The 26,890-nt window shown below is 29.0% G+C and carries 22 protein-coding genes and 1 pseudogene; 11 read left to right on the top strand and 12 right to left on the bottom strand.

All coding sequences use genetic code 11. The features are described 5' to 3' along the window. Positions 1 to 132: 132 nt before the first annotated feature. The 4 genes from ACMFBB_RS00520 to lptB all read left to right on the top strand — a co-directional run bounded on the left by ACMFBB_RS00520 (position 133) and on the right by lptB (position 3,065). Positions 133 to 1,104: a KpsF/GutQ family sugar-phosphate isomerase gene (locus ACMFBB_RS00520; RefSeq protein ID WP_435262522.1), complete on the top strand. Its 972-nt coding sequence runs from the start codon at positions 133 to 135 to the stop codon at positions 1,102 to 1,104. 2 nt (positions 1,105 to 1,106) lie between these two features. Further along, positions 1,107 to 1,928, top strand: coding sequence for a twin-arginine translocase subunit TatC (tatC, locus tag ACMFBB_RS00515; protein WP_435262521.1), 822 nt, complete (start codon positions 1,107 to 1,109; stop codon positions 1,926 to 1,928). Beyond that, complete coding sequence (locus tag ACMFBB_RS00510) at positions 1,903 to 2,247, top strand: carboxymuconolactone decarboxylase family protein (RefSeq protein WP_435262520.1); 345 nt, start codon at positions 1,903 to 1,905, stop codon at positions 2,245 to 2,247. The genes tatC and ACMFBB_RS00510 overlap by 26 nt, the downstream gene beginning before the upstream one ends. 83 nt (positions 2,248 to 2,330) lie before the next feature. Further along, on the top strand, positions 2,331 to 3,065 hold the full coding sequence (gene lptB / locus ACMFBB_RS00505) for an LPS export ABC transporter ATP-binding protein (RefSeq protein WP_435262519.1): 735 nt from the start codon (positions 2,331 to 2,333) through the stop codon (positions 3,063 to 3,065). Positions 3,066 to 3,164: 99 nt separating this feature from the next. On the opposite strand, the gene ACMFBB_RS00500 is transcribed toward lptB, so the two are convergent. After that, positions 3,165 to 3,911 carry a CDP-alcohol phosphatidyltransferase family protein gene (locus tag ACMFBB_RS00500; protein ID WP_435264344.1) on the bottom strand — a complete coding sequence of 249 codons (747 nt, stop codon included), beginning with the start codon at positions 3,909 to 3,911 and terminating at the stop codon, positions 3,165 to 3,167. A 108-nt stretch (positions 3,912 to 4,019) separates the two neighbouring features. Between ACMFBB_RS00500 and ACMFBB_RS00495 the strand changes: the two genes are divergently transcribed. From ACMFBB_RS00495 to ACMFBB_RS00485, 3 genes are all read left to right on the top strand, one after another. Next, positions 4,020 to 4,994, top strand: coding sequence for a YheT family hydrolase (locus ACMFBB_RS00495; RefSeq protein WP_435262518.1), 975 nt, complete (start codon positions 4,020 to 4,022; stop codon positions 4,992 to 4,994). A 98-nt stretch (positions 4,995 to 5,092) separates the two neighbouring features. Continuing rightward, a complete protein-coding gene (locus ACMFBB_RS00490; RefSeq protein WP_435262517.1) occupies positions 5,093 to 6,157 on the top strand; it encodes a PorV/PorQ family protein in 1,065 nt (354 codons plus the stop codon). 47 nt (positions 6,158 to 6,204) lie between these two features. Continuing rightward, entirely contained in the window at positions 6,205 to 7,347 is a 1,143-nt protein-coding gene (locus ACMFBB_RS00485; RefSeq protein ID WP_435262516.1) for a DUF4105 domain-containing protein, read from the top strand. Here ACMFBB_RS00485 and aroQ read toward each other — a convergent pair. After that, positions 7,328 to 7,744, bottom strand: coding sequence for a type II 3-dehydroquinate dehydratase (aroQ, locus tag ACMFBB_RS00480; protein WP_435262515.1), 417 nt, complete (start codon positions 7,742 to 7,744; stop codon positions 7,328 to 7,330). The genes ACMFBB_RS00485 and aroQ overlap by 20 nt on opposite strands. Positions 7,745 to 7,863: 119 nt before the next feature. After that, the gene (gene guaB, locus ACMFBB_RS00475; protein ID WP_435262514.1) at positions 7,864 to 9,339 is read right to left on the bottom strand and encodes an IMP dehydrogenase; all 1,476 of its coding nucleotides are present in this window, start codon (positions 9,337 to 9,339) and stop codon (positions 7,864 to 7,866) included. Between the two features lie 203 nt (positions 9,340 to 9,542). Between guaB and ACMFBB_RS00470 the strand changes: the two genes are divergently transcribed. The 3 genes from ACMFBB_RS00470 to ACMFBB_RS00460 all read left to right on the top strand — a co-directional run bounded on the left by ACMFBB_RS00470 (position 9,543) and on the right by ACMFBB_RS00460 (position 13,392). Next, positions 9,543 to 10,772, top strand: a complete 1,230-nt coding sequence (locus ACMFBB_RS00470) for an imelysin family protein (protein ID WP_435262513.1) — start codon at positions 9,543 to 9,545, stop codon at positions 10,770 to 10,772. Positions 10,773 to 10,868: 96 nt separating this feature from the next. Further along, positions 10,869 to 12,302 carry a di-heme oxidoredictase family protein gene (locus ACMFBB_RS00465; protein WP_435262512.1) on the top strand — a complete coding sequence of 478 codons (1,434 nt, stop codon included), beginning with the start codon at positions 10,869 to 10,871 and terminating at the stop codon, positions 12,300 to 12,302. 10 nt (positions 12,303 to 12,312) lie between these two features. Then, on the top strand, positions 12,313 to 13,392 hold the full coding sequence (locus ACMFBB_RS00460) for an imelysin family protein (RefSeq protein WP_435262511.1): 1,080 nt from the start codon (positions 12,313 to 12,315) through the stop codon (positions 13,390 to 13,392). A gap of 43 nt (positions 13,393 to 13,435) precedes the next feature. Here the strand turns inward: ACMFBB_RS00460 and ACMFBB_RS00455 are convergent, their stop codons facing one another. The 8 genes and pseudogenes from ACMFBB_RS00455 to ACMFBB_RS00420 all read right to left on the bottom strand — a co-directional run bounded on the left by ACMFBB_RS00455 (position 13,436) and on the right by ACMFBB_RS00420 (position 23,956). Beyond that, entirely contained in the window at positions 13,436 to 14,161 is a 726-nt protein-coding gene (locus ACMFBB_RS00455) for an ABC transporter ATP-binding protein (RefSeq protein WP_435262510.1), read from the bottom strand. Then, complete coding sequence (locus tag ACMFBB_RS00450; RefSeq protein ID WP_435262509.1) at positions 14,161 to 15,777, bottom strand: ABC transporter permease; 1,617 nt, start codon at positions 15,775 to 15,777, stop codon at positions 14,161 to 14,163. The genes ACMFBB_RS00455 and ACMFBB_RS00450 overlap by 1 nt, the downstream gene beginning before the upstream one ends. Positions 15,778 to 15,811: 34 nt before the next feature. Then, a complete protein-coding gene (locus ACMFBB_RS00445; protein WP_435262508.1) occupies positions 15,812 to 16,849 on the bottom strand; it encodes a Fe(3+) ABC transporter substrate-binding protein in 1,038 nt (345 codons plus the stop codon). Between the two features lie 64 nt (positions 16,850 to 16,913). Continuing rightward, the gene (locus tag ACMFBB_RS00440) at positions 16,914 to 17,636 is read right to left on the bottom strand and encodes a hypothetical protein (protein WP_435262507.1); all 723 of its coding nucleotides are present in this window, start codon (positions 17,634 to 17,636) and stop codon (positions 16,914 to 16,916) included. Between the two features lie 89 nt (positions 17,637 to 17,725). Next, entirely contained in the window at positions 17,726 to 20,221 is a 2,496-nt protein-coding gene (locus ACMFBB_RS00435; RefSeq protein WP_435262506.1) for a TonB-dependent receptor domain-containing protein, read from the bottom strand. Continuing rightward, positions 20,196 to 21,564 (bottom strand): annotated as a pseudogene (locus tag ACMFBB_RS00430) (HTTM domain-containing protein). Before ACMFBB_RS00430 ends, ACMFBB_RS00435 begins: the two are co-directional and overlap by 26 nt. Next, positions 21,557 to 22,654 (bottom strand): imelysin family protein, encoded by a 1,098-nt coding sequence (locus tag ACMFBB_RS00425; RefSeq protein WP_435262505.1) that lies wholly within the window; start codon positions 22,652 to 22,654, stop codon positions 21,557 to 21,559. Before ACMFBB_RS00425 ends, ACMFBB_RS00430 begins: the two are co-directional and overlap by 8 nt. Positions 22,655 to 22,762: 108 nt before the next feature. Then, positions 22,763 to 23,956 (bottom strand): DUF4856 domain-containing protein, encoded by a 1,194-nt coding sequence (locus tag ACMFBB_RS00420; RefSeq protein WP_435262504.1) that lies wholly within the window; start codon positions 23,954 to 23,956, stop codon positions 22,763 to 22,765. A gap of 474 nt (positions 23,957 to 24,430) precedes the next feature. On the opposite strand from ACMFBB_RS00420, the gene ACMFBB_RS00415 reads away from it, so the two are divergent. Next, positions 24,431 to 25,189: a hypothetical protein gene (locus ACMFBB_RS00415; RefSeq protein ID WP_435262503.1), complete on the top strand. Its 759-nt coding sequence runs from the start codon at positions 24,431 to 24,433 to the stop codon at positions 25,187 to 25,189. A gap of 249 nt (positions 25,190 to 25,438) precedes the next feature. Here the strand turns inward: ACMFBB_RS00415 and ACMFBB_RS00410 are convergent, their stop codons facing one another. Further along, positions 25,439 to 26,776, bottom strand: a complete 1,338-nt coding sequence (locus ACMFBB_RS00410; protein ID WP_435264343.1) for an aspartyl protease family protein — start codon at positions 26,774 to 26,776, stop codon at positions 25,439 to 25,441. Between the last annotated feature and the right edge of the window lie 114 nt (positions 26,777 to 26,890).

Genomic DNA, 26,890 nt, shown 5'->3' with positions numbered 1-26,890 from the left:
AAAAATAAAAACAGAAATCTAAGTTATAAAAAAACTATTAATAAAAAGATATAAACTTTCTTTTTATTAAAAGATTTTGTACCTAAAATATTTCTATTTTTACACTTTTAAATTATACTTAAACTATTAAACTTGAAAAACTCAAGCGATATCCTTTCAATTGCTAAAGAAACATTACTTTCTCAAAGTAATGCTATTGCTAATTTAGCAAATTTATTAAATAACTCGTTTATAAATGCTGTAAACTTTATACTAAATTCTAAAGGTCGTGTAATTGTTACTGGTATTGGTAAGAGTGCTAACATAGCTTCTAAAATTGTTGCTACCTTAAATTCTACAGGAACTCCCGCAGTTTTTATGCATGCAGCTGATGCTATTCATGGTGATTTAGGGAATGTTCAGCAAAGTGACACTGTTATCTGTATTTCCAAAAGTGGAAATACTCCTGAAATAAAAGTTTTAGTGCCTTTAATTAAAAGTTCTAACAATAAAATAATTGCAATTACAGGTAATCCTGATTCCTTTTTAGGGAAAAATGCAGACTTTTTACTGAATTCTTATGTTGAAAAAGAAGTATGTCCTAACAATTTAGCTCCTACTTCTAGTACTACTGCTCAATTAGTTTTAGGTGACGCTTTAGCTGTTTGTTTACTAGAATTAAGAGGCTTTACCAGCAGTGATTTTGCAAAATACCACCCTGGTGGGGCTTTAGGAAAACGATTATATTTACGTGTTTCTGATCTTATTAAAAATAATGAATTACCTAAAATAAAAATTTCTGATCCTGTTACAAAAGTCATTATTGAAATATCAGAAAAAAGATTAGGTGTTACTGCTGTTGTTGATACTAATGATTCTATTGTTGGAATTATTACAGATGGTGACATTAGGCGTATGCTTTCTAAAACTACCAAGATTGATAAGCTTACCGCGAATGATATAATGAGCAGAAACCCAAAGACAATACACATAGATGCTATGGCTATTGATGCCTTAGACACTCTAGAAAATAATAGTATTACACAAATATTAGCTATCGATGATACAAATAAATATGTTGGTGTTGTACATTTACATGATTTAATAAAAGAAGGAATATTTTAACAATGGCTACCAAAGAAATGTCTTTTTTAGACCATCTTGAAGAGTTAAGATGGCATTTAGTTAGAAGTTTTACTGCAATATTTATTTTAGCGATAGTAATATTTGTTAATATTAATTTCATTTTTAATGAATTTTTATTGGCACATCTAAAACCTGATTTCACAACATATCAGTTTTTTTGTAAAGCTTTTTCTTCTATAGGAATAGATAGCGATTTTTGCAACATAGAGTTTGCTCAAGAATTACAAGTTTTAAACCCTACTGAAGAATTAATGACTGCTATTTGGTCATCATTAATACTAGGTTTTGTCATAGCTTTCCCTTATATCTTGTGGGAGTTCTGGCGTTTTATTGCTCCTGGCTTGCATACCTCTGAAAGAAAAAAATCTCGAGGATTTATTTTTACCTCTTCGCTATTATTTTTTTTAGGTGTTCTATTTAGCTATTATGTAATTTTACCTATGTCAGTTTTCTTCTTTTATAATTTCTCTATTGGAGATTCTATTGTAAAAAACTTTAAATTAGGTGCCTATATCAGTTTAATTACAAATACTTTATTAGGAGTAGCTATATTTTTCGAATTACCTGTTGTCATTTTTTTCTTATCAAAAATAGGACTTATAACGCCTCAATTTTTACGTAAATATCGTAAACATGCATTAGTAGTTGTATTAATTTTATCAGCTATTATTACCCCACCAGATGTAGGTAGTCAAGTTATAGTTTCTGTACCAATTATGATATTGTATGAAATAAGTATTTATGTTTCTAAATTTGTAATAAAAAAACAACAAAAAAATGTCTCAAAAAGTCCAAGAGTTTAATGAGTATCGTTCAAAAATGAACGAAAAGATATTATCTAATGATAATAAAATAATTAAACGCATTTTTAATCTAGATACAAACGCTTTTAAAGAAGGTCACTTACCAGTGAAAACTAAAGAACTACTGGGTTTAGTTGCTTCTGCCGTTTTACGTTGCGATGATTGTATTGCCTATCATTTAGAAACAGCATACAAAAGTGGCGTTACAAAAGAAGAAGTAATGGAAACTTTAAGTATTGCTACTTTGGTTGGAGGTACAATTGTTATACCACATTTACGTAAAGCCTACGAATATTGGGAAGTTTTAGAAAGCAATTAAACAATTTAACAATGTTTTAATGCAGCTAATAACCACTTTTACCTACCTTTATTTTTTAAAATAGGTAACTTTTAAACTCACAAATGAAATTAAAAGCAAATAACATACAAAAACTTTACGGCAGACGAAAAGTTGTAAAAGGAATTTCTTTAGAAGTAGAACAAGGAGAAATTATTGGATTATTAGGCCCTAATGGAGCTGGTAAAACTACTTCTTTTTATATGATAGTGGGAATGATAAAACCTAATGGAGGAACCATTTTCTTAGACAATGAAGAAATTACTGAAGATGCAATGTACAAGCGTTCTCAAAAGGGAATTGGTTATTTAGCACAAGAAGCTTCCGTTTTCAGAAAACTTTCTGTAGAAGATAATATTATGTCTGTTTTAGAGTTCACCGACAGAACAAAAGAACAAAGAAAAAATCGTTTGGAAGAACTAATCGAAGAGTTTAGTCTTGGACATGTTCGAAAAAATAGAGGCGATTTACTTTCTGGAGGAGAACGCAGAAGAACCGAAATTGCTAGGTGTTTAGCATCTGATCCTAAATTTATTTTACTAGATGAACCTTTTGCAGGTGTTGATCCTATTGCTGTTGAGGACATCCAAGGAATTGTAGCTCAATTAAAAAACAAAAATATTGGAATTTTAATTACCGACCATGATGTTCAAGCTACTTTAGCTATTACCGATAGAACATATTTAATGTTTAATGGTGGTATACTTAAAGAAGGAACACCAGAGGAATTGGCTGAAGATGAAACTGTTCGTAGAGTATATTTAGGTAAAGATTTTGAATTAAAGAAAAAGAAGTTTTAGAATACACAACAATACATCAAGAAATATAGTACATACATTAATATTACTTCACTAAAAGTATTGATAAAAAATCTATCTAATTCTAAATCTAACATTCTTCTATAGTAGTCTATTTTTATTAATTATATTTTGAACTAATGAAACTATTATATACAATAGTATAATTAAAGGAATTGCTACAAACTTCAATATTACAAGAAGAATTAATGAGATCATTAAAAACAAATACTTAACTAAATTTTCTTTAAAAGAAAAAGTTTTAAATTTTAAAGAAAATAATGGTAATTCCATGTTCATAACAAAACTTAATAGTACTGTTATAACTATTAAAAAATATTTGCTTTGAACTATATTATTAAAAAATGAAAAATCAGAATAATCAACTATTAATGGTAATGAGATAACAAACAAACTCATTGCCGGAGTTGGTAAACCTATAAAACTATCTGATTGACGTTCATCAATATTAAATTTTGCTAAGCGATATCCCGCACCTAATGTTAATAATAAACCCAAATAAGGTAAATTACTTCCTGTTTTTCCATACTCATCAATACCAAAATACCCAACTGCATCAATGTCTATTGCATTGACTAATAATTGTAACATTATAATGCCAGGTACTACTCCACTTGTTACCATATCTGCCAAAGAATCTAACTGTTTCCCTAAATCACCTTGTACTTTTAATAACCTAGCAGCAAACCCATCAAAAAAATCTAGCCCAATACCAATAATTACCAAAACTGCTGCACCAACAAAATCTCCTTTAACTGCAAAAATCGTGGCGATTGTTCCACATAATAAATTCCCTAATGTAATTAGATTAGGTATATGTTTTTTTATACTCATAGTGTATAGAATTTAAAGGCGAAAATAAGAAATCATTTTATCAGTTTTACTTTTTCATTGTTTTTTGTCATATTTGTTAAAAATAGCTAAAAATAACATCATATGCCTAAAATATCAACCAACTTCACACCAGATTTACCTTTTAGGAACCCTCATTTCAACACAATTTATCGTCCTTTGTTTATGAAAGATACTATTAATTATCATCGGAAAAGAGTTACAACATGGGATAATGACTTTATTGATTTAGATTTTTCTTGTATTGGCTCGAAGACTCTTATTTTACTTATTCATGGTTTAGAAGGAAGTTCTAATTCAAATTATATGATTACTACTTCTAAAGAACTTAATAAAAATGGCTATGATACAGTTTGTATGAACCTCAGAGGCTGCAGTGGTGAAGATAATTTATTATTAGGCACTTATCACAGCGGTAAAACTGACGATGTAGATTTTATTATAAATTATTTATGCCAAGAATATGAATATAAAAATATTCTAATTGTTGGATTTAGCTTAGGTGGAAATTTAACTTTAAAATACTTAGGTGAATACGATACTATCCCTGAACAAATAAAAGGAGGAATTGCTATTTCAGTCCCAATTGATTTAACTGCTTCACAAGCTGAACTTTCTAAATTTAAAAATAAAATATATTTAACTGAGTTCTTAAGAACAATGAAACTAAAACTTCTTAAAAAATCTGAAATATTTCCTGAATTTAAACTTGATAAAAAATTATTATTCAAAGCAACTCGTTTTAGGCATATAGAAAAGCAGTATACTGTTCCTGTATTTGGCTTTAAAAGCTCTGAAGACTATTGGGAAAAAGCAAGCTCTAAGCCTTATATACCTCATATAAAACACACTACATTACTAATAAACTCACTTGATGACAGCTTTTTAACGAAAGAATGTTATCCATACAGGGAAGCCGAGAACTCTAATAATTTTTATTTGCTAACCCCAAACTATGGTGGGCATGTTGGTTTTTTATCCTCCTTCACAAATACACACAATTATTGGTTAGAGCATAAAATTATTAGTTTTATTAATGAAAAAATTAGTTTAACCTAAGTTTTAAATAAGTTAAAGATGTTAAAAACAATATCTACTAAAAATGGTAGTTATGTTCTTTGTATTTTAGATATTTGTATATCATTTAACCTTAACTATTGAAAACACGTTTTTTATTTATTATAGTTTTACTAACTAGTACTATTCATGCTCAATTTAGAAATTATTCAAACGAATTTTTAAATATTGGAGTTGATGCTGGTGCTTTAGGTATGAGCAAATCTGTAGTAGCTTCAACTAATGATGTTAATTCTATTTATTGGAATCCTGCAGGATTAGTAGCTATTGAAGATTATCAAGGCTCATTAATGCATGCTTCCTACTTTGCTGGAATTGCAAACTACAACTTTGCTGGTTTTGCAATGCCTTTAGATCAAAAAAGTGCTTTAGGTATAGCTATAATTCGTTTTGGTGTTGATGATATTTTAAACACAACTGAATTAATTGATAGTCAAGGTAACATTGATTATAACAGAATAAGCCTTTTTTCGGCTGCCGATTATGCTTTTAATATAGGATATGCTAGAAAAATGATTTTAGATGGTTTCCAACTTGGAATAAACGCTAAAATTGTTCGAAGAATAATTGGTGGTTTTGCCTCTTCTTGGGGCTTTGGTTTTGATGCAGGAATACAATTTGAAAGAAATAATTGGAAGTTTGGTTTAATGGTTAGAGATATTACAACTACATTTAACACATGGGCTATTAATAAGACAGAATTTGATAAAATAAAAAATGCTATTCCTGGAAAAAATCAAGAGTTACCTGAAACTACTGAAATAACAAAACCAAAAGCTCAATTAGGAATTGCCAAAAGTTTTTCTATTAATCGTTCTTTTAGTTTACTTGCTGAAATTGATTTAAACATGAGGTTTACTAAAACCAATGACATCATTGCTTCAAATTTTGTTAGTATAGATCCTTCATTAGGACTACAAGTAGACTATGAAAAAATGGTATTTTTACGTTTAGGTATTGGTAATATTCAAAATATTACTGAATTTGATGGAAGTACATCTACTAGTATTCAACCTAATTTAGGGGTTGGTTTTAATTATAAAGGTGTGCAAATTGATTACGCCTTAACAAATATTGGTAGTATTGGTAATGCTTTATATTCTAACATTTTTTCTATTAAATTTGATTACAGTTTTTTTAGATGATAACTATGCTTAAAAAATACCTTACTTTATTCTTTATATTTTTTATTTTGAATGTTTCTAAAGCTCAACAGCTATTTCAGCTTTCAGCTTACTCAGAAATTAGTGTATTAACTTACGGGCCTGGGTATGCACTTTATGAAAAGTTTGGACATACAGCTATCAGAATAAAAGACCCTGTTTTACAATTAGACTTAATCTACAATTACGGTTTTTTTGATTTAACTGAAAGTAACTTTTATGTAAACTTTACGAAAGGTTATATGAAATACAAACTAGTCCGTTATTCTTTCCCTCCTTCATTGAAACATTATAATGATGACAAAAGATGGGCTAAAGAGCAAATTTTAAATCTTACCAACGAACAAAAAAATAGTTTTTTTAGCTATCTAGAAAACAATGCTCTACCAAAAAATGCGAGTTATTTTTATGATCCTTTCTATAATAACTGCTCAACAAAACCAGCAGATATTATTAAAAATGTATTAGGGAAAAGTGTTATTTTCAAGGATGATTTTGTTGTCAAAAATCTATCTATAAGAGAACTAATGAACAATGAAATACATACAAACACATGGGGAAGCTTAGGTATTAACATTGCTTTAGGTAGTAAATTAGATAAGATAGCTACTTCAAAAGAATATTTATATCTACCTGACTATGTTTTTAAATCTTTAGCCTGTTCTAAAGTTATTAAAAATGGAAAAGAAGAAAATTTAATTGTTACTACTAAAAATCTTTTAGACTACCCTGAAAAAAAGTTACAACCAGACGCTGTTAGTCCTTTTATCATCTTTTTCATACTACTCCTTGTCGGGTTATATATAACCTATAAAGACTTTAAAAATAGTTCAAGATCAAAATGGTTAGACTTTTTAATTCTTTTTACAACTGGTCTTTTAGGCGTTTTAATTGTTTTCTTATGGTTTTTCACTAATCATTCAACAGCTCCTAATAATTTTAATATTCTTTGGGGCTTTGCTCCCAACATTATAATTTCTTTTCTTATAAATAAAAGAAATCCACCAAAGTGGATTTCTAAATATCTTATATTTTTACTTGTTTTGCTTGTATTAATTCCAATTATTTGGATATTGCGAATTCAACTTTTCCCCAAAGAATTAATTTGTTTTATTATTCTGCTTGGAATTAGGTATCTATACCTTGTGAAATTTACAAAAAACTTTGAATAGCTAGTTCATAGCTTTGTAAACCAAAACCCGTAATTATTCCTTTAACATTAGGTGCTAAATAACTTTTATGTCTAAATTTATCTCTTGAATACACATTAGATATATGAACTTCTATTACTGGAGTATTTATTGCTTTTATTGCATCAGCTATTGCTATAGAAGTATGAGTATAAGCAGCCGCGTTTAAAATTATGCCATCATAACTAAAACCTATTTCATGCAACTTATTTATGAGCTCTCCCTCAATATTAGATTGATAATAGCTTAAATTCAAAGAAGTATATTTCTTTTGTAAACTTTCATAAAATTCTTCAAAAGAGTTACTCCCGTAAATAGTAGGTTCTCTCTTACCCAATAAATTTAAATTAGGCCCATTTATAATAACTATTTTTTTCATTCTTTTAATTTAAATAAATGGTAAAGTTAGCAATTGTTATTTACATTTAGCTTTAACTAAACAAAAAACCGTTGAATATTTGAATACACAACGGTTTAGTAATTTTTAAATAAATTTTATTATCTTCTGCTATAATTAGGTGCTTCTTTAGTAATAGCTACGTCATGTGGGTGACTTTCATTAATTCCTGAAGCCGTTATTCTAACAAACTTTCCAGTGTTTTTAAGCGTTTCAATATCTTTAGAACCACAATACCCCATTCCAGCTCGTAATCCTCCTATAAATTGGTGAATACTTTCAAATAATTCACCTTTATAAGGTACACGTCCAACAATACCTTCTGGAACTAATTTCTTTATATCATCTTCTACATCTTGAAAATAACGATCTTTTGAACCCTTTTTCATTGCCTCTACTGACCCCATTCCTCTGTAAGACTTAAACTTACGTCCTTCATATATAATTGTTTCACCAGGTGACTCTTTTGTTCCAGCTAACAAAGATCCTAACATTACACAATCGGCACCAGCAGCGATTGCTTTAGGAATATCACCAGTATAACGAATACCTCCATCTGCAATTACTGGAACTCCAGTACCTTTTATAGCCGCAGCAACTTCGATTACTGCTGAAAACTGAGGAAAACCAACACCTGCAACTACTCTTGTTGTACAAATTGAACCAGGTCCAATACCAACTTTAATAGCGTCTGCACCAGCTTCAACTAAATATTTTGCTGCCTCAGCTGTTGCTACATTACCTACAACTACCTCTAAATTTGAAAACTTTTCTTTAACTGATTTTAATGCCGCAACAACAGTTTTTGTATGTCCATGTGCGGTATCTATAATAACTGCGTCCACACCAGCTTTCACTAAAGCTTCTGCCCTATCAACAACATCTGCAGTTACCCCTAGTGCTGCAGCAACTCGTAAACGTCCAAAAGTATCTTTATTTGCAATAGGCTTTTGAGTTACCTTAGTTATGTCTCTAAAAGTAATTAAACCAGTAAGCTTATAATTTTCATCAACTATTAATAGTTTTTCAATCTTGTTTTGTTGTAAAATTTTCTCAGCATCTTTTAATGATGTTCCAACATTAGCAGTAACTAAATTTTCACAAGTCATTACTTCTACAATTGGTCTGTCATTTTTATGTTCAAAACGTAAATCTCTGTTGGTAACAATCCCCTTAAGAGTTCCATTACTATCTATCACAGGAATACCACCAATTTTATGCTCTTTCATTAATCTTTTAGCATCAGAAACAGAAGCTTCTAAAGATAAAGTTACAGGATCAATAATCATCCCACTCTCTGCTCTTTTTACTTTTCTTACTTCCTGAGCTTGTTGCTCAATAGTCATGTTTTTATGCAATACTCCAATACCTCCTTCTCTAGCAATTGCTATTGCCATTGCAGACTCAGTTACCGTATCCATCGCTGCAGAAACAATAGGAACATTTATTGTAATATTTTTAGTAAATTTTGTTTGAATCGAAACTTCTCTTGGAAGAATTTCTGAATAAGCAGGGACTAATAAAACATCATCATATGTTAAACCTTCTCCTACAATTTTTGACTGGTGAGCATCCATAAACGTAATCAATTTTACTCTTGTAAAGAGTATTTAGTTGTTAAAAATTAATTACGTGCAAATATACTACAATTATTCTTAAAGTATAATTTAAGATTATGTTAAGTTTTTTACTTTTTTATTTAAAATAAATCTAAATAAACTTTGAGAATTTTAAAAAAGTTTATTCCTTTGCATTTTAAATAAATTAAATCTAAATAAAAATGAAGGTTATATTAAAAACATCACTAATGATATTAGTAGCTATAGTACTAAAATCATGTTCATCGGAAAGTGAGGAACTTCCGAAAGCTAAAGTTACAGCCAAAGAAGTCATAGCCAATTATGCAAAACTTGTACATCAAAATTACTTGGATAGCTATAATTCAGCTGTTAAAATGCAAAATACTATTAGTGCATTTACAACTAACCCAACACAAGCTGGTTTTGACAATGCTAAAAAAGAATGGTTAGCCGCTAGAGATATTTATGGGCAAACAGAAGTTTTTAGAGGATCAAATGGTCCTGTAGATTCAGAGGGTAATGAAAATTGGGTTATTAACAATGAAGGGCAAATGAATGCATGGCCTTTAGATGAAGGATATATTGATTATGTAACTCCTAGTTCTGACGCATATGCTGGTTACACTGTATATAACGGAGGGGTTATTGCTGGAACTGATGCCATAACTGAAGCTTTTTTAATTGGAAAAAATGAAAAAGAAAATGATAAATCAATCTCTACAGGATGGCATGCTATTGAATTTCTTTTATGGGGTCAGGATGAAACAAATCCTAAAGATTTAAAAGCTGGTCTAAGACCAGTAACAGACTACACTACTGATTCAAAAAAAGAAAGAAGAAAAACATACTTAAATGTAGTTACTTCGATTTTAGTTAAGGATTTAAAGAAACTGGTAGATACATGGGCTCAAGGAGGAGAATACTATAATGTTTTTATGGCTTTACCTGAAAATGATGCTTTAAAAAATATTCTTTCTGGTCCTTTCTTTTTAGCAAATGAAGAGTTATCAGAAGAAAGAATGATAAAACCAGTCGATTTAACTGATGGAATAGATGACTGTGGGCAGGAAGATGAACATTCATGCTTTTCTGACAATACACACAGAGATGTAGTTACAAATGCACAAGGAATTATTAATGTTCTATTTGGTAAATATGGTTCTGTTTCAGGTGCATCTGTATATGACTTAATTAGTCAAGAAGATAGTGCTATTGCTAAAAGATTTAAAGATGCTTCTGACTTAATGATGTCAAAAGTAAACGATGTAGACACAAAAGCTAATAATAATAAACCATTTGACTTACTATTACTAGAAGAATCTACTACTGATGCTGTTCCAGGAACGATTGTTGCAGCTGGTCAATCTTTAAAAGATTTTGGTGGAAATATTAGTGAGGTAGCTGTTAAAATTGGGGCTCCTGTACAATAAATAACTCACTTACATAAAAAAGAAAAAGATCTATTAATTTAGATCTTTTTCTTTTTTATAATTTAGATTTAATAATAATAGTGTTATTTTTGCAGAATGAAGAATACAAAATTTAAGACGATTATAACTATCAAATTAAATTTTATTTTAATTTTAGGATTTCTCTTTTTATCATGTTCTAAAGATAATTTAACTGATGAATATGTTCCTGTAAATCAATATGAAGATGGAGAGGAAAATTTGACAGGTGATTTAAGTGTTGCTACAACTAATAACAACTCTTTTGGTAAAGAAATACCTGGTTTAAATAGAACTGATAAAATACGATTTGCTTCTGGTAATTCTTTATTTAATCAGTCATGGGTTTCAGCACCAGCATCTACTACTAGTCTAGATGGTTTGGGACCAACCTTTAATTCAAGAGCATGCGCCAGTTGTCACTTTAAAGATGGAAGAGGAAAACCTTTTGAACCATCAAACATAGGTTCTAAAGGTTTTTTAATTCGTCTTAGCTTACCCGGTAACGACCCCCATGGTGGTCCTTTACCTGTTCCAAATTATGGAGACCAACTTCAAAACCATGCAAATCTGAATATAAAAAAGGAAGCAGACATTAACGTAACGTTCACTTTTATTGAAGGCACTTATCCCGACGGCTCAAAATACCAATTAAGAAAACCTAACTATTCAATAATAAACGAAAATTTCGGATCGTTAAATGGTGTTTTAATCTCTCCAAGAATTGGTCAACAAACAATTGGTTTGGGATTAATAGATGCTATACCTGATAATGAAATACTAAAAAATGAAGATGAATTTGATATTGATCAGGATGGGATTTCTGGAAAGGCTAATTATGTTTGGAATGCTATTGAAAATAAAACATCATTAGGTAAATTTGGATGGAAAGCTAATCAGCCTTCTCTAAAACAACAGATTGCTGGTGCATTTTTTGGAGACCTTGGATTAACAACTTCTATTTTTAATGATAATCCATGTCCATCTCCCCAAAAGGATTGCTACAATGCACCAAATGGAGGAGCCACAGAAGTTACTGATAAACAAATGGATAGAGTATTATTATACCAAACTTCTTTAGCTGTTCCAAAAAGACGAAATTATAAAGAACAAAATGTTTTAAACGGAAAAGCTACTTTCTCTAAGTTAAAATGTATTAGCTGTCATTCAATAAACTTTAAAACTGGCAGTTATGGTTTTAATACTTTGTTAGAAAATAAAAATATCAGACCATATTCTGATTTTTTATTACATGATATGGGAGAAGGGTTGGCTGACAATAGACCTGATTTTTTAGCTAATGGAAAAGAATGGAGAACTCAACCTTTATGGGGAATTGGACTTATAAATACCGTAAATAAGCACACTTTTTTATTGCATGATGGTAGAGCCAGAAATATAGAGGAAGCCATTTTATGGCATGGAGGTGAAGCTGAAAAGTCAAAAAATGAATTTAAAAACTTATCAAAACAACAAAGAGAAGAGCTTTTAAGCTTTATCGAATCTCTTTAAACTTATATTTATGAAAAAAGCAATTTTATTACTTACAATTGTATCTTTTTTTTATGTATCTTGTTCAAGTGACAACACTGAAACACCCGACTATAAAAAGGAGATCGTTACTTCAGTAACTAACCAAATCATTTTACCTAATTTAAATACTTTAATTGAAAAATCTACAGCTTTAAAAAATTCTGTAGAGGAATTTTCAAACAATCAGAATGCTACTAATTTATTAGACCTTAGAAGTAAACTAACTAGTATTACTGAATTTTATGCCAAAATGTATATTTTCAACATTGGACTAGCAAAAAATAATTTTATTAATCGTAAAATTAATTTTTGGCCTGTTTATAATATATCAATAGAAAAAAATATAAATGAAGGTAATTTTACACAATCTTCAATTCTGAATCTAGGGAGTGCAGCTAAAAATTTACCTGGTCTAAATTATTTAATATTTAAAGAACAAAATGCTACCGACCTACTTAAGGAATATAACTTAAACGCAAATAGAATTAAATACTTAAAATTCATTACTAATGAATTTCATGACAATATTAAACAGTTATCATCTATTTGGACTTCTACTGGTAGTAATTATGCAGAAAGTTTTAAAAGCAACAAAGAAGATGGTTTATTGAGCTCTTTCAATTTGTTATATAATGGTCTTTACAATGTTATTGATAATTGTAAGGTAGCCAAAATTGGTAAACCAAGCGGACTTGAAAAGTCATCACATACAAATCCTGAAATAGTAGAAAGTTTTTATGCAGAAAATTCCTTAGATTTAATCTATAGCAATATAAGTTCAGTAGAAGAAATATTTTTTTCTGATAAAATAACATCAATATCATCTTATATTAAATCAATCACTAAAAGTGATGATTTAAATAATCGAATTAAAAACAAAATTAATATTGCAAAAGAAACTATAGGTCTAATTAAAACTCCACTAAAAGAAGCAGTAAATACTGACACGGATAAAGTTAATGTTGCTAAGCTACATGTTACTTTAAAAGAACTACTTGTTTTACTTCATACAGACGTTCGAAGCGTACTCTCTATTATTATTACTGGAACTGATAATGATGGAGACTAAAAAATAAAATGCGGATATATTAAATATATCCGCATTTTATTTTTTACATTGAATCAAACAACAATCTTATATACTGATTTTTAGATTCTTCAAATACCTTTTTTGTCTCCCCCTGCTCTAGTACCTTTCCTTTTTGTAAGACAATAATTTCATCTGAAATAGCTATTGCATCTTTAATATCATGAGTTACAAAAATCGCTGTACAATTAGTCTTCTTAAGTATTTGATGTATATCTTTTCTCAATTGATTTCTTAAAACCACGTCTAAATTACTGAAAGGTTCATCTAAAATTAATAATTCTGGTTTTGGTGCTAACGCTCTTGCTAAAGCAACTCTCTGTTGTTGTCCACCAGAAAGTTCATGGGGATACCTTGCTCCCATTCCCTCTAATCCAACTAGTAATAAAACTTCTGCTACTCTTTCTTTTTTATTTAAGTCCTTAGAAATTCCGTACACAACATTTTGAAAAACTGTCAAATGAGGAAAAAGTGCATAATCTTGAAAAACCATGCCTATATTTCTTTTCTCAGGTTCTAAAAAAACTAATTTTGAAGAAACTGTTTTACCATTTAATTTTATTTCTCCTTCATTTACTATTTCTAGTCCAGATATTAATCGTATCAATGTAGTTTTTCCACTTCCACTCTCTCCAACTACAGATACTATTTTGCCTTTTTCTAAAGAATAAGTAACGTTATTTAAAGCTATAACCTTCCCTTTATTAAATGATTTAGTCAACCCATTTATTTCTAAAATTTTAGTACTCATTATTTTGCTTTAGATATTAATCTGTTTAAAAATATAATTGGTATAACACCTGTTAATACAATAAATAATGAAGGTAATGATGCTTCTGCAACCATCTCGTCACTTGCATATTCATAAGCTTTTACAGCTAGCGTATTAATTTGATAAGGTTTTAATATTAAGGTTAATGGTAACTCTTTCATCACATCAACAAAAACTAAAATAAAACCACTCAATATCGCTGGTTTTAATAAGGGTAGTTCAATTTTAAAAAAAGTGCTTAAATTTCCTTTTCCTAACATTTTTGAAACTTCAGAAATAGATTTACCCATTTTTAATGATGTTGCTTCAATAGGGTTGTATGCTACTGCTATATACCTAACTACGTAAGCATATACCAATGCTATAATTGTTCCATTTATTATAAAACCTATTTTTAATTCAAAAGTGTTTTTGAATAAGCTAATTAACCATTTATCTATCGATAAAGTAGGAATTAATACACCTACAGCGATTACTGCTCCAGGAATTGCATATCCAAGTGTTCCAATTTTAGTTATAGCATTAATTATAGATACCTTATTCCATTTAGCCATAAAAATTAAAGCTAAAGCTATAATAATAACAAAAAAAGCAGAGACAAAAGAAAGCATAAAACTTTGAAATGCTACAAATAAAAAATCAAAAGTAAATACTTCTTTAAATGTTAAAATAGCCCAATAAAGTAATTGTGATATAGGTAAAATAAAACCACATAAAACTGGAATTAATACAATTGTAAAAAACAAAGCTTTTACCTGATTATTAATTGGATGTTTCTTTAAACTCTGATGATTTTTGGGAGAATTAAAATATCCTATTCGTTTACGTTGCCTTTTTTCGATAACAATTAAAATAAATATAATAGCAACTAAAATTGCAGATAAGTAAATAGCAGTTTCTGGCTCTTCTAAAGAAAACCAAGCTCTAAAAATACCAGTTGTAAATGTATTTATGCCATAATATTTAGCCGCACCATAATCATTCAACACCTCCATTAACACTAGTATTAATCCACCTACAAATGCAGGTCTAGCTAATGGCAGAATAAGCTTAAAAAATGTTTTTCTTTCACTTCCTCCTAAAATTTTAGAGGCTTCAATTATGTTATTAGACTGATTTATAAAAAACGCTCTTGAAGCTACATAAACATAAGGGTATAATGAAGCACTTAAAACAAATATTAATCCAAAGTGGTTCATTATATCAAACTTAACAGGTAATAATTTATGAATAATACCCCCATAATCAAAAATTCCAGCATATGCATACGCTATTATATATGATGGTATAGCTAAAGGTAATATCAGCAACCACTCAAGCTGTTTTTTCAACGGTATTTCGTACCTAGAAACTATCCAAGCTGATGATATACCAAATAATAAAGTTAAAATACTTGTACCAACAATAAGAAGTAACGAATTACTTATGTAATTTGGTAAAAGAGTTGTAACCAAATGACTCCAAGTATCACCTGGTCCATAGAATAAATTAAAAAAGATTGTACCGATAGGAATTGCTACAAACAAAACAATGGTCAATAATAATATTGACCATTTATTTGTATCTCTCTTTATGTTTTGGAATCTAGTTTTCACCTATTATTTGTATAATAACTACAAATATATTTCTTTATTTCCAACCAGCCCTATCAAAAGTTAAAACTGCTTTCTTATTATTTTTACCTAAAAGAGTTAATGATAATGTATCTTCTTTAAATGTTCCCCAAGAAGCCAATAAATCTGATGGTTTAATTTTTGTGTTTACTGGATATTCATAATTAGCTTTAGCAAAAACTTGCTGCGCTTTTTCGCTTGCTAAAAACTCAATAAACTTTATTGCATTTTCTTTGTTAGGAGCATATCTAGCGATACCAGCACCACTAACATTTATATGAGTTCCTCTTCCTTCTTGATTTGGGAAAAAAATCTTAATCCCTTTACCTGCTTTTACTTCTTCAGGATCTTTAGAATTTAATAATTTTCCAATGTAATATGTATTAACAATTGCTACATCACCTTCACCAGCGACTACTGCTTTTACTTGATCACGATCATTTCCTTTAGGTGAACGCGACATATTTTTAACAATTCCTTTGGCCCACTCTTCAGCTTTTTCTTCTCCGATATTAGCTATGATAGAGGCCAATAATGATTGATTATATATGTTTCCAGATGAACGTATTAGTACTCTCTTATTCCACTTCTCGTTGGTTAAGTCTTCATAAGTAGACAACTCCTCAACTTTAACCTTTTCAGGATTATATACCATAACTCTGGCTCTCTTTGTTAATGCAAACCAATTGTTATCAGCATCTTTTAAATGTGAAGGTATTGTATTCTCTAAAAATTCTGAGGTTGCTGATTGAAGTAGTCCTTTGTCTTTAGCTCTTACTAAACGACCAGCATCAACTGTTATTAAAACATCCGCAGGAGATTGTTCTCCTTCTACTGTCATTTTTTGAATTAATTCATCAGCTTTTGCATTTACAACATTAACTTTAATTCCTGTTTCATTTTCAAACTGTGCAAATAATTCTTGATCAGCTTTGTAATGACGGTGTGTATATACATTAACCTCTTGTTGCTTTTTTTCTTCTTGCTTCTTGTTTTCCTTTTTACAAGCTGTAAACAAGAAAACAAACATAATTAGTGATAGTATATTTTTCATTATCCTTATAGTAATTTGAATGACAAATATAGTTATTTAGAACAAATCTAAAAATGAATATTTCTTAAGAAATTTTATCATATTTACTTTGCCAACAGTATTCACTAAAATTTTTTCCTGAAGCCACCCCATAGAACAATATAACCCCTATCATTGACTTGAATGTAAAAAGAAATATCACAATTAAATAACTAATGCTTCCTTGTTTACCATCAAAATTAAAATTATAGGAAAATATAGTAATTAAAACACTTAACACAGTAATAGTTAGTCCTAAATTCAAAACACTTTTTACAGGCCAATATTTAGTTTTCCGTAATGGATGCATATCATTACCCCATTTGTGAATCAAATAATAATAATCATTACCCATTGGTGCAAATAAGATAGGATCGTCTGCTTTTTTAATTTTAAAAAGATGATAAGGTGCCACAATTTTAAATCCTTTTATCGATGTATTATGCTTTAGTTCTAATGCTCTAATTTTTGAGATTGCTTCGGGAGGATAATCTCCTTTAAATAAAGAGGTTCCTAGGAATCTTAATCGATAATCTATACATATTTTACGTATTTGATTAATATGAAATACAGCATTAAAATCTAATTTAGTAATATTAAAACAATTAGTATTTCTTTCTCCTTCTTCAAGTAAATTATTATGAATTGTAGATCTTTTATCGGCTAAGTCATCAAAAATCTCCTCAATCCATTTTGAAAGATTTTTATTCGTTATATCCTTATCCCTTATCTTAAATAATTTTTCCTTAATGTCAACTGAATCAAACATAACCACTGTTTTTAGCTAAGATACATACAATTCAAAAATTTAAAAAACCGTGGTAAAATAGACCTTTATTTATAATCATTCTAAATTAATTATAATTTTAATTCTAAGGTAAAATAAAAACTTCTTGGTGAAGAAGGAATGATACCAGGCCCTGGATACCCTGTAGCTCTTCTTGTAAAATAACTTTGATTTAATATATTATTAACTCCTGTTTCTAATTTCCATTTTTTGAAGGAATAGGAAAAAGATGCATCAAAAATAGAATAAGATGGTATTGGACCAATTGTACCATAACTTGGGTGACTTTTATCTACAGTAGCATGTGTAGCGTCTGTTTGCTGTTCTGATAAATATGTATATTGTATACTACTTAAAAAGTTTTTATATCCAAATTTAACACCTGTTTTTAAATTTATATTAGGAATAAACTCTACTTGATTTCCAATCACCGACTTTTCTAGTGAACTTGTGTATTCTGATTGAGTAAAAGCCATATTTGCAAAATAATTTAAAGATATATGGTTTGATGAAAAATTAAATGCATTTGCTAAACTAACATCAATAAACCCTTCAAAACCATAAATAAAAGCATCTCCTACATTGGTCCTTAATCTATCTCCTTTATTTGGACCTTCATTCACCCAGAAAATACCAATACGTTTATTATACGATATTGCAAAAGCACTTAAGTCATAAGTCAATAAATTCCAAAACCTTCCTCTAGTTCCTATATCAGCGGTAGCCCCTTTTTCATCATCTATATTTTCGTCTACTTGAAATGTTGGACTTACAGAACGGATATCATTAAAAGTTACCGATCGGTAATTTTGAGAAAAATTAGCATATAATTCAACTCTATCTGTTGGCTTATAACTAGCTCCTATTCCAAATAAAGCAAAACTTCTCTCTTTTACGCGATCATCTCTAAATGTATTAATTCCATTAGGTAAAGGCACACCACTTGAAAGATCTTCATTATTCCATAGAATGGTTTTATAACTACCATTACTTTCTGTTTTTATATATTCGATTCTAACACCTGGAGTGATGGAAAACTTATTTGAGAGATTAAAAATATGCTCTCCAAACAATGCAATATTTGTATTTGGAAACTTAAAATTGGAAGATGCATATTCATTTAAATCTGTAAAATTGAAATTGGCATCCACCCCTCTTGTGCCCGGTCCCTGTTGCTCAGAGTTATTCGCTCTGTAATATTTTAGTCCTACTAAATAGGTGTTTTTTGAATCTTTAAAATTATAATTTGATATAAATCGAATCTCAGTTCCCCAATTTATATATTTTCCTGAAATCAAATTTCTAGTGGCATATTCTCCATCGAAAAGAATTTCATCTGGAAATTCAATCGGACTTGTATTGCGTGATTTATAATTACCTCTAAAACCTAAAGCTTTTCTTGATGCATCTAAACCAAATATATTTAAACTTAATTTAGAATCTTTAGAAAAACTATGATCTAATTTTAATGACCATAAATTCCAATTAATACGAAACCAATTCCTTGACCTATTGCTTTGAAGAGGATTTAGATTAAACCAAGCATCATTTAACCCTCCTGCTTGTTTGGCTAAATAATTAAGATAAGTAGCCTCAACTGTTAATGTTGTTTTATCTGATAATTTATGATCAATATGTCCATATACATTAATAGAATTAAATGTTGAATTAGGCCTGAACCCATCACCTCTCTTATAATTAATGTAACCATAATATCCTGTTTTACCTGAGGTACCTCCAATACTATTAAATGAGTTAAATAGTCCAAATGAACCTATAGATTGACGAGTAATTACTTCTAGATTTTTATTTTTATTTGGTCCTTTAAACTTAAAATTTAATAATCCTCCAAATTGAGTACCATATTGAAGCGAGGCAGCCCCCCTTACTATTTGAATTTCCTCTAGAGCTTCAGCAGGTGGAGTATAATAACTTTCAGGATATCCTAGTACGTCCGCACTAATATCATACCCATTTTGTCGTGTATTAAAATTTGAAGTTCTATTCGGGTCTAAGCCTCTTCCTCCAATATTTAATTGTAATCCAGCATCATCGTTTTCATAAATATTAAGTCCTACTACTTGATTATAAATTTGTCGTGCATTATTTGCTGCTTTGTTGCTGACAGATTCAGATAATAATACTACTTCAGTCTTTTTTCCAGCATATATAGCAGTACCTTCAACATCTTTTAATCTTTTTAAACCAAATACCCTCTTTCTTCTTTGACTAATTATAACCTCAGAAAGTTCTTCATCTAAACCTGAAAGTTTAACATTAACAATCACATTTTTGTTGAGTATTGGTACGTCTACTTGTTTTATTTTAAAATTATATGAAAAATATACAATTTTATAGTTCCCCTTTTTTAAAATTTTAGTTACGTATTTACCTTTAGCATTCGTTGTTGCTAAAACTCCCCCAGAAGCGTTAAAAATTTCAATACCGCTGATAAGATTCCCCTTTTCATCTGAAACTTCCCCCGAAATAGTATACTGAGCAGAAATACTATGTACTATAAAATACAATACTAAAATTATACTATAATCCTTTAATTTTAACCTCATGATTAAATGGTGTAATCCAATTTTTATGTTTAAAACTTTCTTTTTGTTTGTATAAATCCACTTTAGGATCTATGAATAATGAACTTAACCGACCATTAAGTGTTACATAACTATCTACATATATTTCAGGATTTTTCATTCCTCTTTTTTTGTAGGTGTCTCCTAAGAAATGAGCATATTCTAAGATGAAATCAGGTTGAAAACTCATCTGCTTTTCTTGTAGTGGTGATAAAAATTCACTGTTAGTAACATATAAATATTTGTCCGTTTCTTTATCTACTATCTTAAATTCTGCATATCCTGCTTTTTCGATTAACATAACTCTCCATGAAAAACGATACCCTTCCTCTGTCCAAAATAATTCTTCAGGATATAATAAATAACGAAAAGGGAGAGTTAATTGAATGATGAAAAAAACAACTAATACTTTTATAATAATTTTTTCCTTTTTTACTTTTAATACAGAATTAATCTCATCAAATGAACTTTTAGAAATTCTAAAAACAAAACTTATTATATGTAATATTTTATGGTGTATTTTAGAATCAAAAAATATGATAGTTGACAAAATCATTATGTAGGGGAACATCCCTATTGGGAATAAAATTCTTGTAAAAACATGAAAAAAGACAACTATTGCAAATGCAAAAAATCGCGTTCTTTTGTTTAACAACAAAAATGGTATTGTTAGATCATATATTGCTCCCGACCAACTCATTACGTAATGAAACCAAGTTTTAGACATAAGCCTGCCAACCAAAGGTAAATCATTATGAACTGGTAACCATATATTCAATGGAGAGGCCCATAAACAACCAATCTGAATTCAACTTTGCCAATCCTGCATAAAAATAAACAATAACTAATAGTAACTTGATACTATCAATCGTCCAATTGGGAACCTTTTTATATGCTAAATTCCTATTTAATCTGGCATCTACTGAGAAATAGGAATTTGCTGGTAAAAACATTAAAATAAAAGCTACTAAACTCACAAAATAGTAGTGGTTTAGATAATAACTTTTATCCATTAACTCTATATAAGTAAAACTTAGAAAGAAAATGATAATAGCTAATCTATACTTATAGCCTAAAATAATTAAGACAGTAGATAATCCACAGATAACAAATAAAATATAGGTATAATTACCTAAGGGTTTAACCCATTCGAATCCATAAAATGAAAAAAAAAATGTTGGCTTTATGTATTGCTCTTCTATCCACCCTTTAGACCAAAAACGGATGATACTACAAAACATCATAAAACCAAAAAAAACACGAAATACTGCAAGTGGAGCAGCATCCGTATTTTTTTTTAAGTATTTTTCTGTAATTCTAATCATTATCAGAATCACTAGAAGTATTTTTAATACTCATCGCGCTTATCATATCAGGCTTAAAACTTTTTAATAATGATTGCATTGAATCATATGTTCTTAAAAATACTACTTTATTACTTTGAATTTGACTCACAAAATCGTTCTCTAATGCTGTTGCTTTCTGTTCTAAATCTGCAAATTTAGTATTTATTAAATCTGCTAAATCTTTTCTCTTTAAAAACTCAAGGTATTGTTGTAAACTTTTTCCATTTGTTCCGTTATATCCAATTCCTTTAAAAAAGTTTTTAGTAGCAGTTAACCCAGTAGAAAATAATTCTTTTGAAATATCTCTTTTATAATAAGCTTCTACTAATGTAACATCAGGCACACCAGTTTTTGCACCAGAAGGATTTGCTATTTTAGGATCTCTTAATTGCTTTTCATAAAATGGAATCACATAAAAGTTAACTAATTTATCTACACTACTAGAGATAGTATAGCCATCACTATCTATAAATGATTGTCTGTAATTTCCTTTCCACTCATCATATACAGATTTTGTTAAGTCATGTACTCTGTTGGCCACATCATTTAAATATGTTTTATACTTTGTAGCATTAGTTGCTGTAGTATAAAAAGTAACTGTTTCTAAATCCGTTCCCTGACCATTTAATAAATAATCTAAAGCAGGAAACCCTTGAACAGCTAATAAATTTGGTGAGCTTAAATTATAATTTCCAGATTGCGCATAACTATTTAATTGCGTGACACTAGTTGGAATAGTATTCATACTTCCAACCATGTTAATTTCCTGAGCTTTTCCAACTTGAAATATTGAAGCTTTTTGCCAAGAAATATAAGCATTTTTCCATGCAGTCCTAGCATCTTCTAAATTGGCTTCAGTAGCGTTAGTAGTAAACTTATTTACTGCATCTTTTAACAAACTAGTTTTTTCTTCAAAGTCTTTATAAGCGGGAATAATTATATCATCCGCCCAAAAAGTTAACATTTCTTTTCTATTAAAACTATCAGGATTAGGGTTTACTTCGCCTTCTCCATCGGATCCACAAGCTATAATTACAATAGCTAAAAATGCATATATAATTTTTTTCATCTCTAGTAGGTATTTTTATTTAAATAAAATAAGCATAACAAAAATAAAAAAAATAGCTATATGAAAAACATAGCTATTTTTATTTTTTAAACTTATACAGTTAAAGTTTTAGTCTTTTAAACTTAAAGCATCTTCAACGCTAAATCCAAAATAACCAGCTAAAGCACCCGCTATTTGATCTAGTTGAGTATCTGTTACAGACCATAATCCATTGTTAGCCTCTAATGCAGAAATAGAAGTTGCTATTTGATTCGCTTGAACTTGATTTCCATTAATTTCTACATAACGTAATGACAATACAAATCCATAAGCTTCAGATAAAGCATGTAAAGTATTAGCGTCTTTAGCTCCTTTACCTTTTAATAAATAGTGAACAGCCATTACTCCAATTACTTTTGAAATAGATTCTCTAATAATCTTAGCTTGTTTACCTGCTAATTCGTAATCTTTAGCATCAACAGCAGCTCTACCTAACTTGAAAGCATTGTAGATATCATTAAAAATTCCTTTAAATTTAGTATCGTTATCAACACTCTTTAAATATGAATTTAAAAATCCTTTTCTATCTTCTTTATTTATTGAATTAACTGGAGTAGCTGGATTTGTTTCTAATCCGAAAATGTATCCATAAGCTTCGTCCCATCCATGCTGAAGACCAGTATAGTTCTTTGTAGCATCACCATTATAAGGTTTACCTGCTTCATGATCAGCTTTATTATCATCAATAAAACCTTGTGAAACATACTTATTAACAATTTGGTCAGTAATTACAGCTCCTATTAATGTTTTTGCTACAGCTTGATTATACTCAAAACCATTCGCTCCTACATAAACAGTTCTAGTACCTGTAGTTAATTTACCTGCAGTACCTTCAGAAGCGTCTGTACTCCAGTTTCCATATACTGTAGTAGCATGGTCTTTAATCCATCCATCCATCTTAAGCCTTAAAGCATCTGCTTCAACAGATGTAACATTAGTATAGGCAAAAGGAGCAGAAGCAACAGTTTCTCTTAATATCTTTTTACCGTCTAAAGACGTATTATCAAACCCTGTTCCTTTTGAAAACATGTCCATTAACTGATCTTCGGTCTTTGTATTTTCACCTAAAGCTGACTTTAACTCTGCAGCCATTTTTAAACGAATAACTTGACCAGAAAAGCTAACATTAGACTTGTTATCTGCGCCTTCAAAAGAATATGTTGCTGGAGCTACCACCTCTGGTTTCACTACCTCATCATCACTTGAACATGAAGAAAAAATTATAGCTGAAACAGCCAATACTGAAAATAGAACCCTTTTCATCTTATTTAGATTTAGTTTTAATTAAAATATTTTCGCAAAAATACAATAGTAAATAAAATGTGCAAAATTTAATTAGATTTATTTTAAATTAAAAAACAGAGACAGATATTTTTACGTTAAAAACATAGATTAAAATAATTTTAAATAAAAATCTTACGATATAAAAAAGTTGTTATCTAGTATGACATATAAATAATTTTAAGTATTAAATAAATTCTACTCAAATAAATCTAACAATTAAATAACATAGCCTAATACATAAGAATTAAAATAATTAAACTATTGTAGAAAAAATAACCATATAATTTTAAAAAAATATTACTAATAAAGTCATTTTAATTATTACATTTATAAATTAGTGTTCAATAATTTTTCACTTCTTTTATTATGATCTGTAAAATTACACTTGTAATAGTTATTGTTCCACTTAATGAAAAATCACTACTAACCTATTATCAATTATAAACTATTCAAATGACTACAAACAAAACCGAACAAAAATCAATACCAGTATCTAAAGAAAATACTGAGGGTATATCCCCGAAAGTTATTAGCGAATTAAACAAAGAAGTTAATAACATGCTTTCATATGCCATATACAATGGTATAATAATTAATACTCAGATAAATAATTTAATTCAAAACAGCAGTGTTGACGATTTAATTAATGCTCATAATTTACTATCAAAAAACATAGCACCAGCAACACCTAAATCTATCGATTTCACAAAAAAACTGCGTTCTTCAGAAAACGGAAAATCAATATTTAACAAACTTCCGTTGGTAAGGAATTTAATTCTATTAGCTGTTGTATTTTTATTTTTATTTATTGTTACTGGTTTATCTCCAAATGTAAATAATCATTCACTTAATGAAGGCATTATGAATAATAATGGTATTTCTTTATTACTAAATTTAGCTTTTCTTTCATCAATATCTGGATTAGGAGTTTTATTTTTTCTATTAAAAAAGGTTAGTGACTCTATTAAAAACACAACTCTTGTTGCTGAAGAATCAATATCTTACATAGCACAAATAATATTAGGAATTATAGCCGGGTTAATTATGTCTGAAATTATTTCTTTTTATTCAAACGACCCAAAAAACATTGACCTTTTTAGTAAAAGTATTTTAGCATTAATTGGAGGTTTTTCATCAGATGCAATTTTTAGCGTATTGCAAGGAATAATTGATAGAATTAAATCAATTTTTACGTCTCCAATCATTAAATAACTTTCTATAAAAACAAGTAAGTTGGGGTAGATATCAATTAAAAACCAGCATAATCTTAAAAGTTATTTTTATAGTTTTGATTATGAAACCTGCCCTTACTTTTTTGTTATTAAAACTTTTTATTTTTACATGCTACTGATGTACAACTTCAGTAAAAATCAATTGTAACACCTGTTAAGTAATTATTAAAGCTCACAACAGGATTATGTAAAGTTTAAACCAAATCAATAATTATTTTAAGAAATAGGACTATATTTTTTGCACTAATCTAAATTCATACTTTAATTTAAATATACCTCTTTCAACAACTATTCTAATCCTTTTATTAGGTTTTGTCTGAAATAAATTTGCGATTTCATTAAGTGTATACTCATGAGCTTCCCTACCATTCAGCTTTTTTATAATATCCCCTTCAATTATTCCTGCTTTGTGAGCAGGTGAATCTTTTACTATTTTATTAACTTTATAAGAGGGTTTAAATTTATAACTATAACTTGTAACAAAAGAAACAATATGCCCAGGTTTAGCGTCTTCATTTCTAGAGTACCCGTTATGTTTCATAGATTTTTTTTGTTCTTTTACTAATTCTTCTCCATTATACACTACTTGTAAACCACTCATATTATAATAAAATCCTCTTTTCAATGATCCATTCTTTTTTAATATGACTTTTTTATTTGGGTAATCAATCCATACTTTAAATCTCCTTAAGATATTACCTCCAATACTACCATCTCGTTTTTTAAAAGTTCTGGCATTAACTGTAGATGCAGAATCTAAAAAAGAAACCGTAGGTTCTTCAATAACATACTTTCCAATTTCAAGCTTAGGCACTCTACTACGTTTTCCATAAATTGTACCACTCAAACCTTCTCCTAAAATATCAACAAAAAACTTTTTAGGAACCTTGATATCCTTTTGAGCTCCCTCAAAAAGCCATAAAGCATCACTCCCGCCTGAATCTATAAGCATTTTTACAGGTATATTTTCTCCTGTACTATCTATTTTAATTTTTACATCTATATAAGGTTTTTTTCTATAAAACTCTAAATCTAACTTTTCACAAGAACCACATCTAGGCTCTTTATACTTCTCAGGCTTATAAAAAAACAGTTTCTTTGATGAATAATTAATTTTTACTACCACATCTTTCAATAAATCATAGCCTATAACACCATTAATTGTTACTCCCATTTTTGATGATAATTTAAAAGTATCATCTATCACAACATAAATATCTTGGCTAGATCCAAAGATGTCATTAATTTTAAAATTATTATTTTTTGACAAAATAGCTTCTACAGGATCCCCGGCTCCTAACCCCCTAATAAACATTTTTTTTGTGTTTTTTAAGATTAAACTATCTGTTTTATTTAAATTAAAAAGTATTGTTTTATTAACTCCTGTATCAAGAATAAAAGAAAGCTTGACACCATTAACTTCTAGTGGAAAAACAATTAGATTGTTGAATAATTCAAATTTAACAACCTGCTTGTTTATTCCTTTAAGGAATTGAAATTTAGATTGAGATTGAGAGTTAATAGTAAAAAAAAATAATAGGTAGAGTAGAAATTTTTTCAAAAGCATATATTTAGGGATAAATAAATATACAATCATATTTTTACAATAAATAATTTTTGGGATTTTTTTAACCTTTATTTTTCATGTTAAACAAGTATATATTGTCAAAATAATTTTGCA

The sequence above is a fragment of the Tenacibaculum sp. nBUS_03 genome (assembly GCF_051201695.1).
GTDB lineage: Bacteria > Bacteroidota > Bacteroidia > Flavobacteriales > Flavobacteriaceae > Polaribacter.
This window is presented reverse-complemented; position numbering and strand designations above follow the sequence as displayed.

Excerpts from the sequence above, each read along its gene's own strand:
- aroQ (WP_435262515.1), bottom strand. The coding sequence starts at position 7,744 with ATGAAAAAAATAGTTATTATAAATGGGCCTAATTTAAATTTATTGGGT.
- ACMFBB_RS00415 (WP_435262503.1), top strand. The coding sequence starts at position 24,431 with ATGACTACAAACAAAACCGAACAAAAATCAATACCAGTATCTAAAGAA.
- guaB (WP_435262514.1), bottom strand. The coding sequence starts at position 9,339 with ATGGATGCTCACCAGTCAAAAATTGTAGGAGAAGGTTTAACATATGAT.
- ACMFBB_RS00425 (WP_435262505.1), bottom strand. The coding sequence starts at position 22,654 with ATGAAAAAAATTATATATGCATTTTTAGCTATTGTAATTATAGCTTGT.
- ACMFBB_RS00435 (WP_435262506.1), bottom strand. The coding sequence starts at position 20,221 with ATGAGGTTAAAATTAAAGGATTATAGTATAATTTTAGTATTGTATTTT.
- ACMFBB_RS00455 (WP_435262510.1), bottom strand. The coding sequence starts at position 14,161 with ATGAGTACTAAAATTTTAGAAATAAATGGGTTGACTAAATCATTTAAT.
- lptB (WP_435262519.1), top strand. The coding sequence starts at position 2,331 with ATGAAATTAAAAGCAAATAACATACAAAAACTTTACGGCAGACGAAAA.
- ACMFBB_RS00470 (WP_435262513.1), top strand. The coding sequence starts at position 9,543 with ATGAAGGTTATATTAAAAACATCACTAATGATATTAGTAGCTATAGTA.
- ACMFBB_RS00460 (WP_435262511.1), top strand. The coding sequence starts at position 12,313 with ATGAAAAAAGCAATTTTATTACTTACAATTGTATCTTTTTTTTATGTA.
- ACMFBB_RS00495 (WP_435262518.1), top strand. The coding sequence starts at position 4,020 with ATGCCTAAAATATCAACCAACTTCACACCAGATTTACCTTTTAGGAAC.
- ACMFBB_RS00510 (WP_435262520.1), top strand. The coding sequence starts at position 1,903 with ATGTCTCAAAAAGTCCAAGAGTTTAATGAGTATCGTTCAAAAATGAAC.
- tatC (WP_435262521.1), top strand. The coding sequence starts at position 1,107 with ATGGCTACCAAAGAAATGTCTTTTTTAGACCATCTTGAAGAGTTAAGA.
- ACMFBB_RS00445 (WP_435262508.1), bottom strand. The coding sequence starts at position 16,849 with ATGAAAAATATACTATCACTAATTATGTTTGTTTTCTTGTTTACAGCT.
- ACMFBB_RS00465 (WP_435262512.1), top strand. The coding sequence starts at position 10,869 with ATGAAGAATACAAAATTTAAGACGATTATAACTATCAAATTAAATTTT.
- ACMFBB_RS00410 (WP_435264343.1), bottom strand. The coding sequence starts at position 26,776 with ATGCTTTTGAAAAAATTTCTACTCTACCTATTATTTTTTTTTACTATT.
- ACMFBB_RS00420 (WP_435262504.1), bottom strand. The coding sequence starts at position 23,956 with ATGAAAAGGGTTCTATTTTCAGTATTGGCTGTTTCAGCTATAATTTTT.
- ACMFBB_RS00440 (WP_435262507.1), bottom strand. The coding sequence starts at position 17,636 with ATGTTTGATTCAGTTGACATTAAGGAAAAATTATTTAAGATAAGGGAT.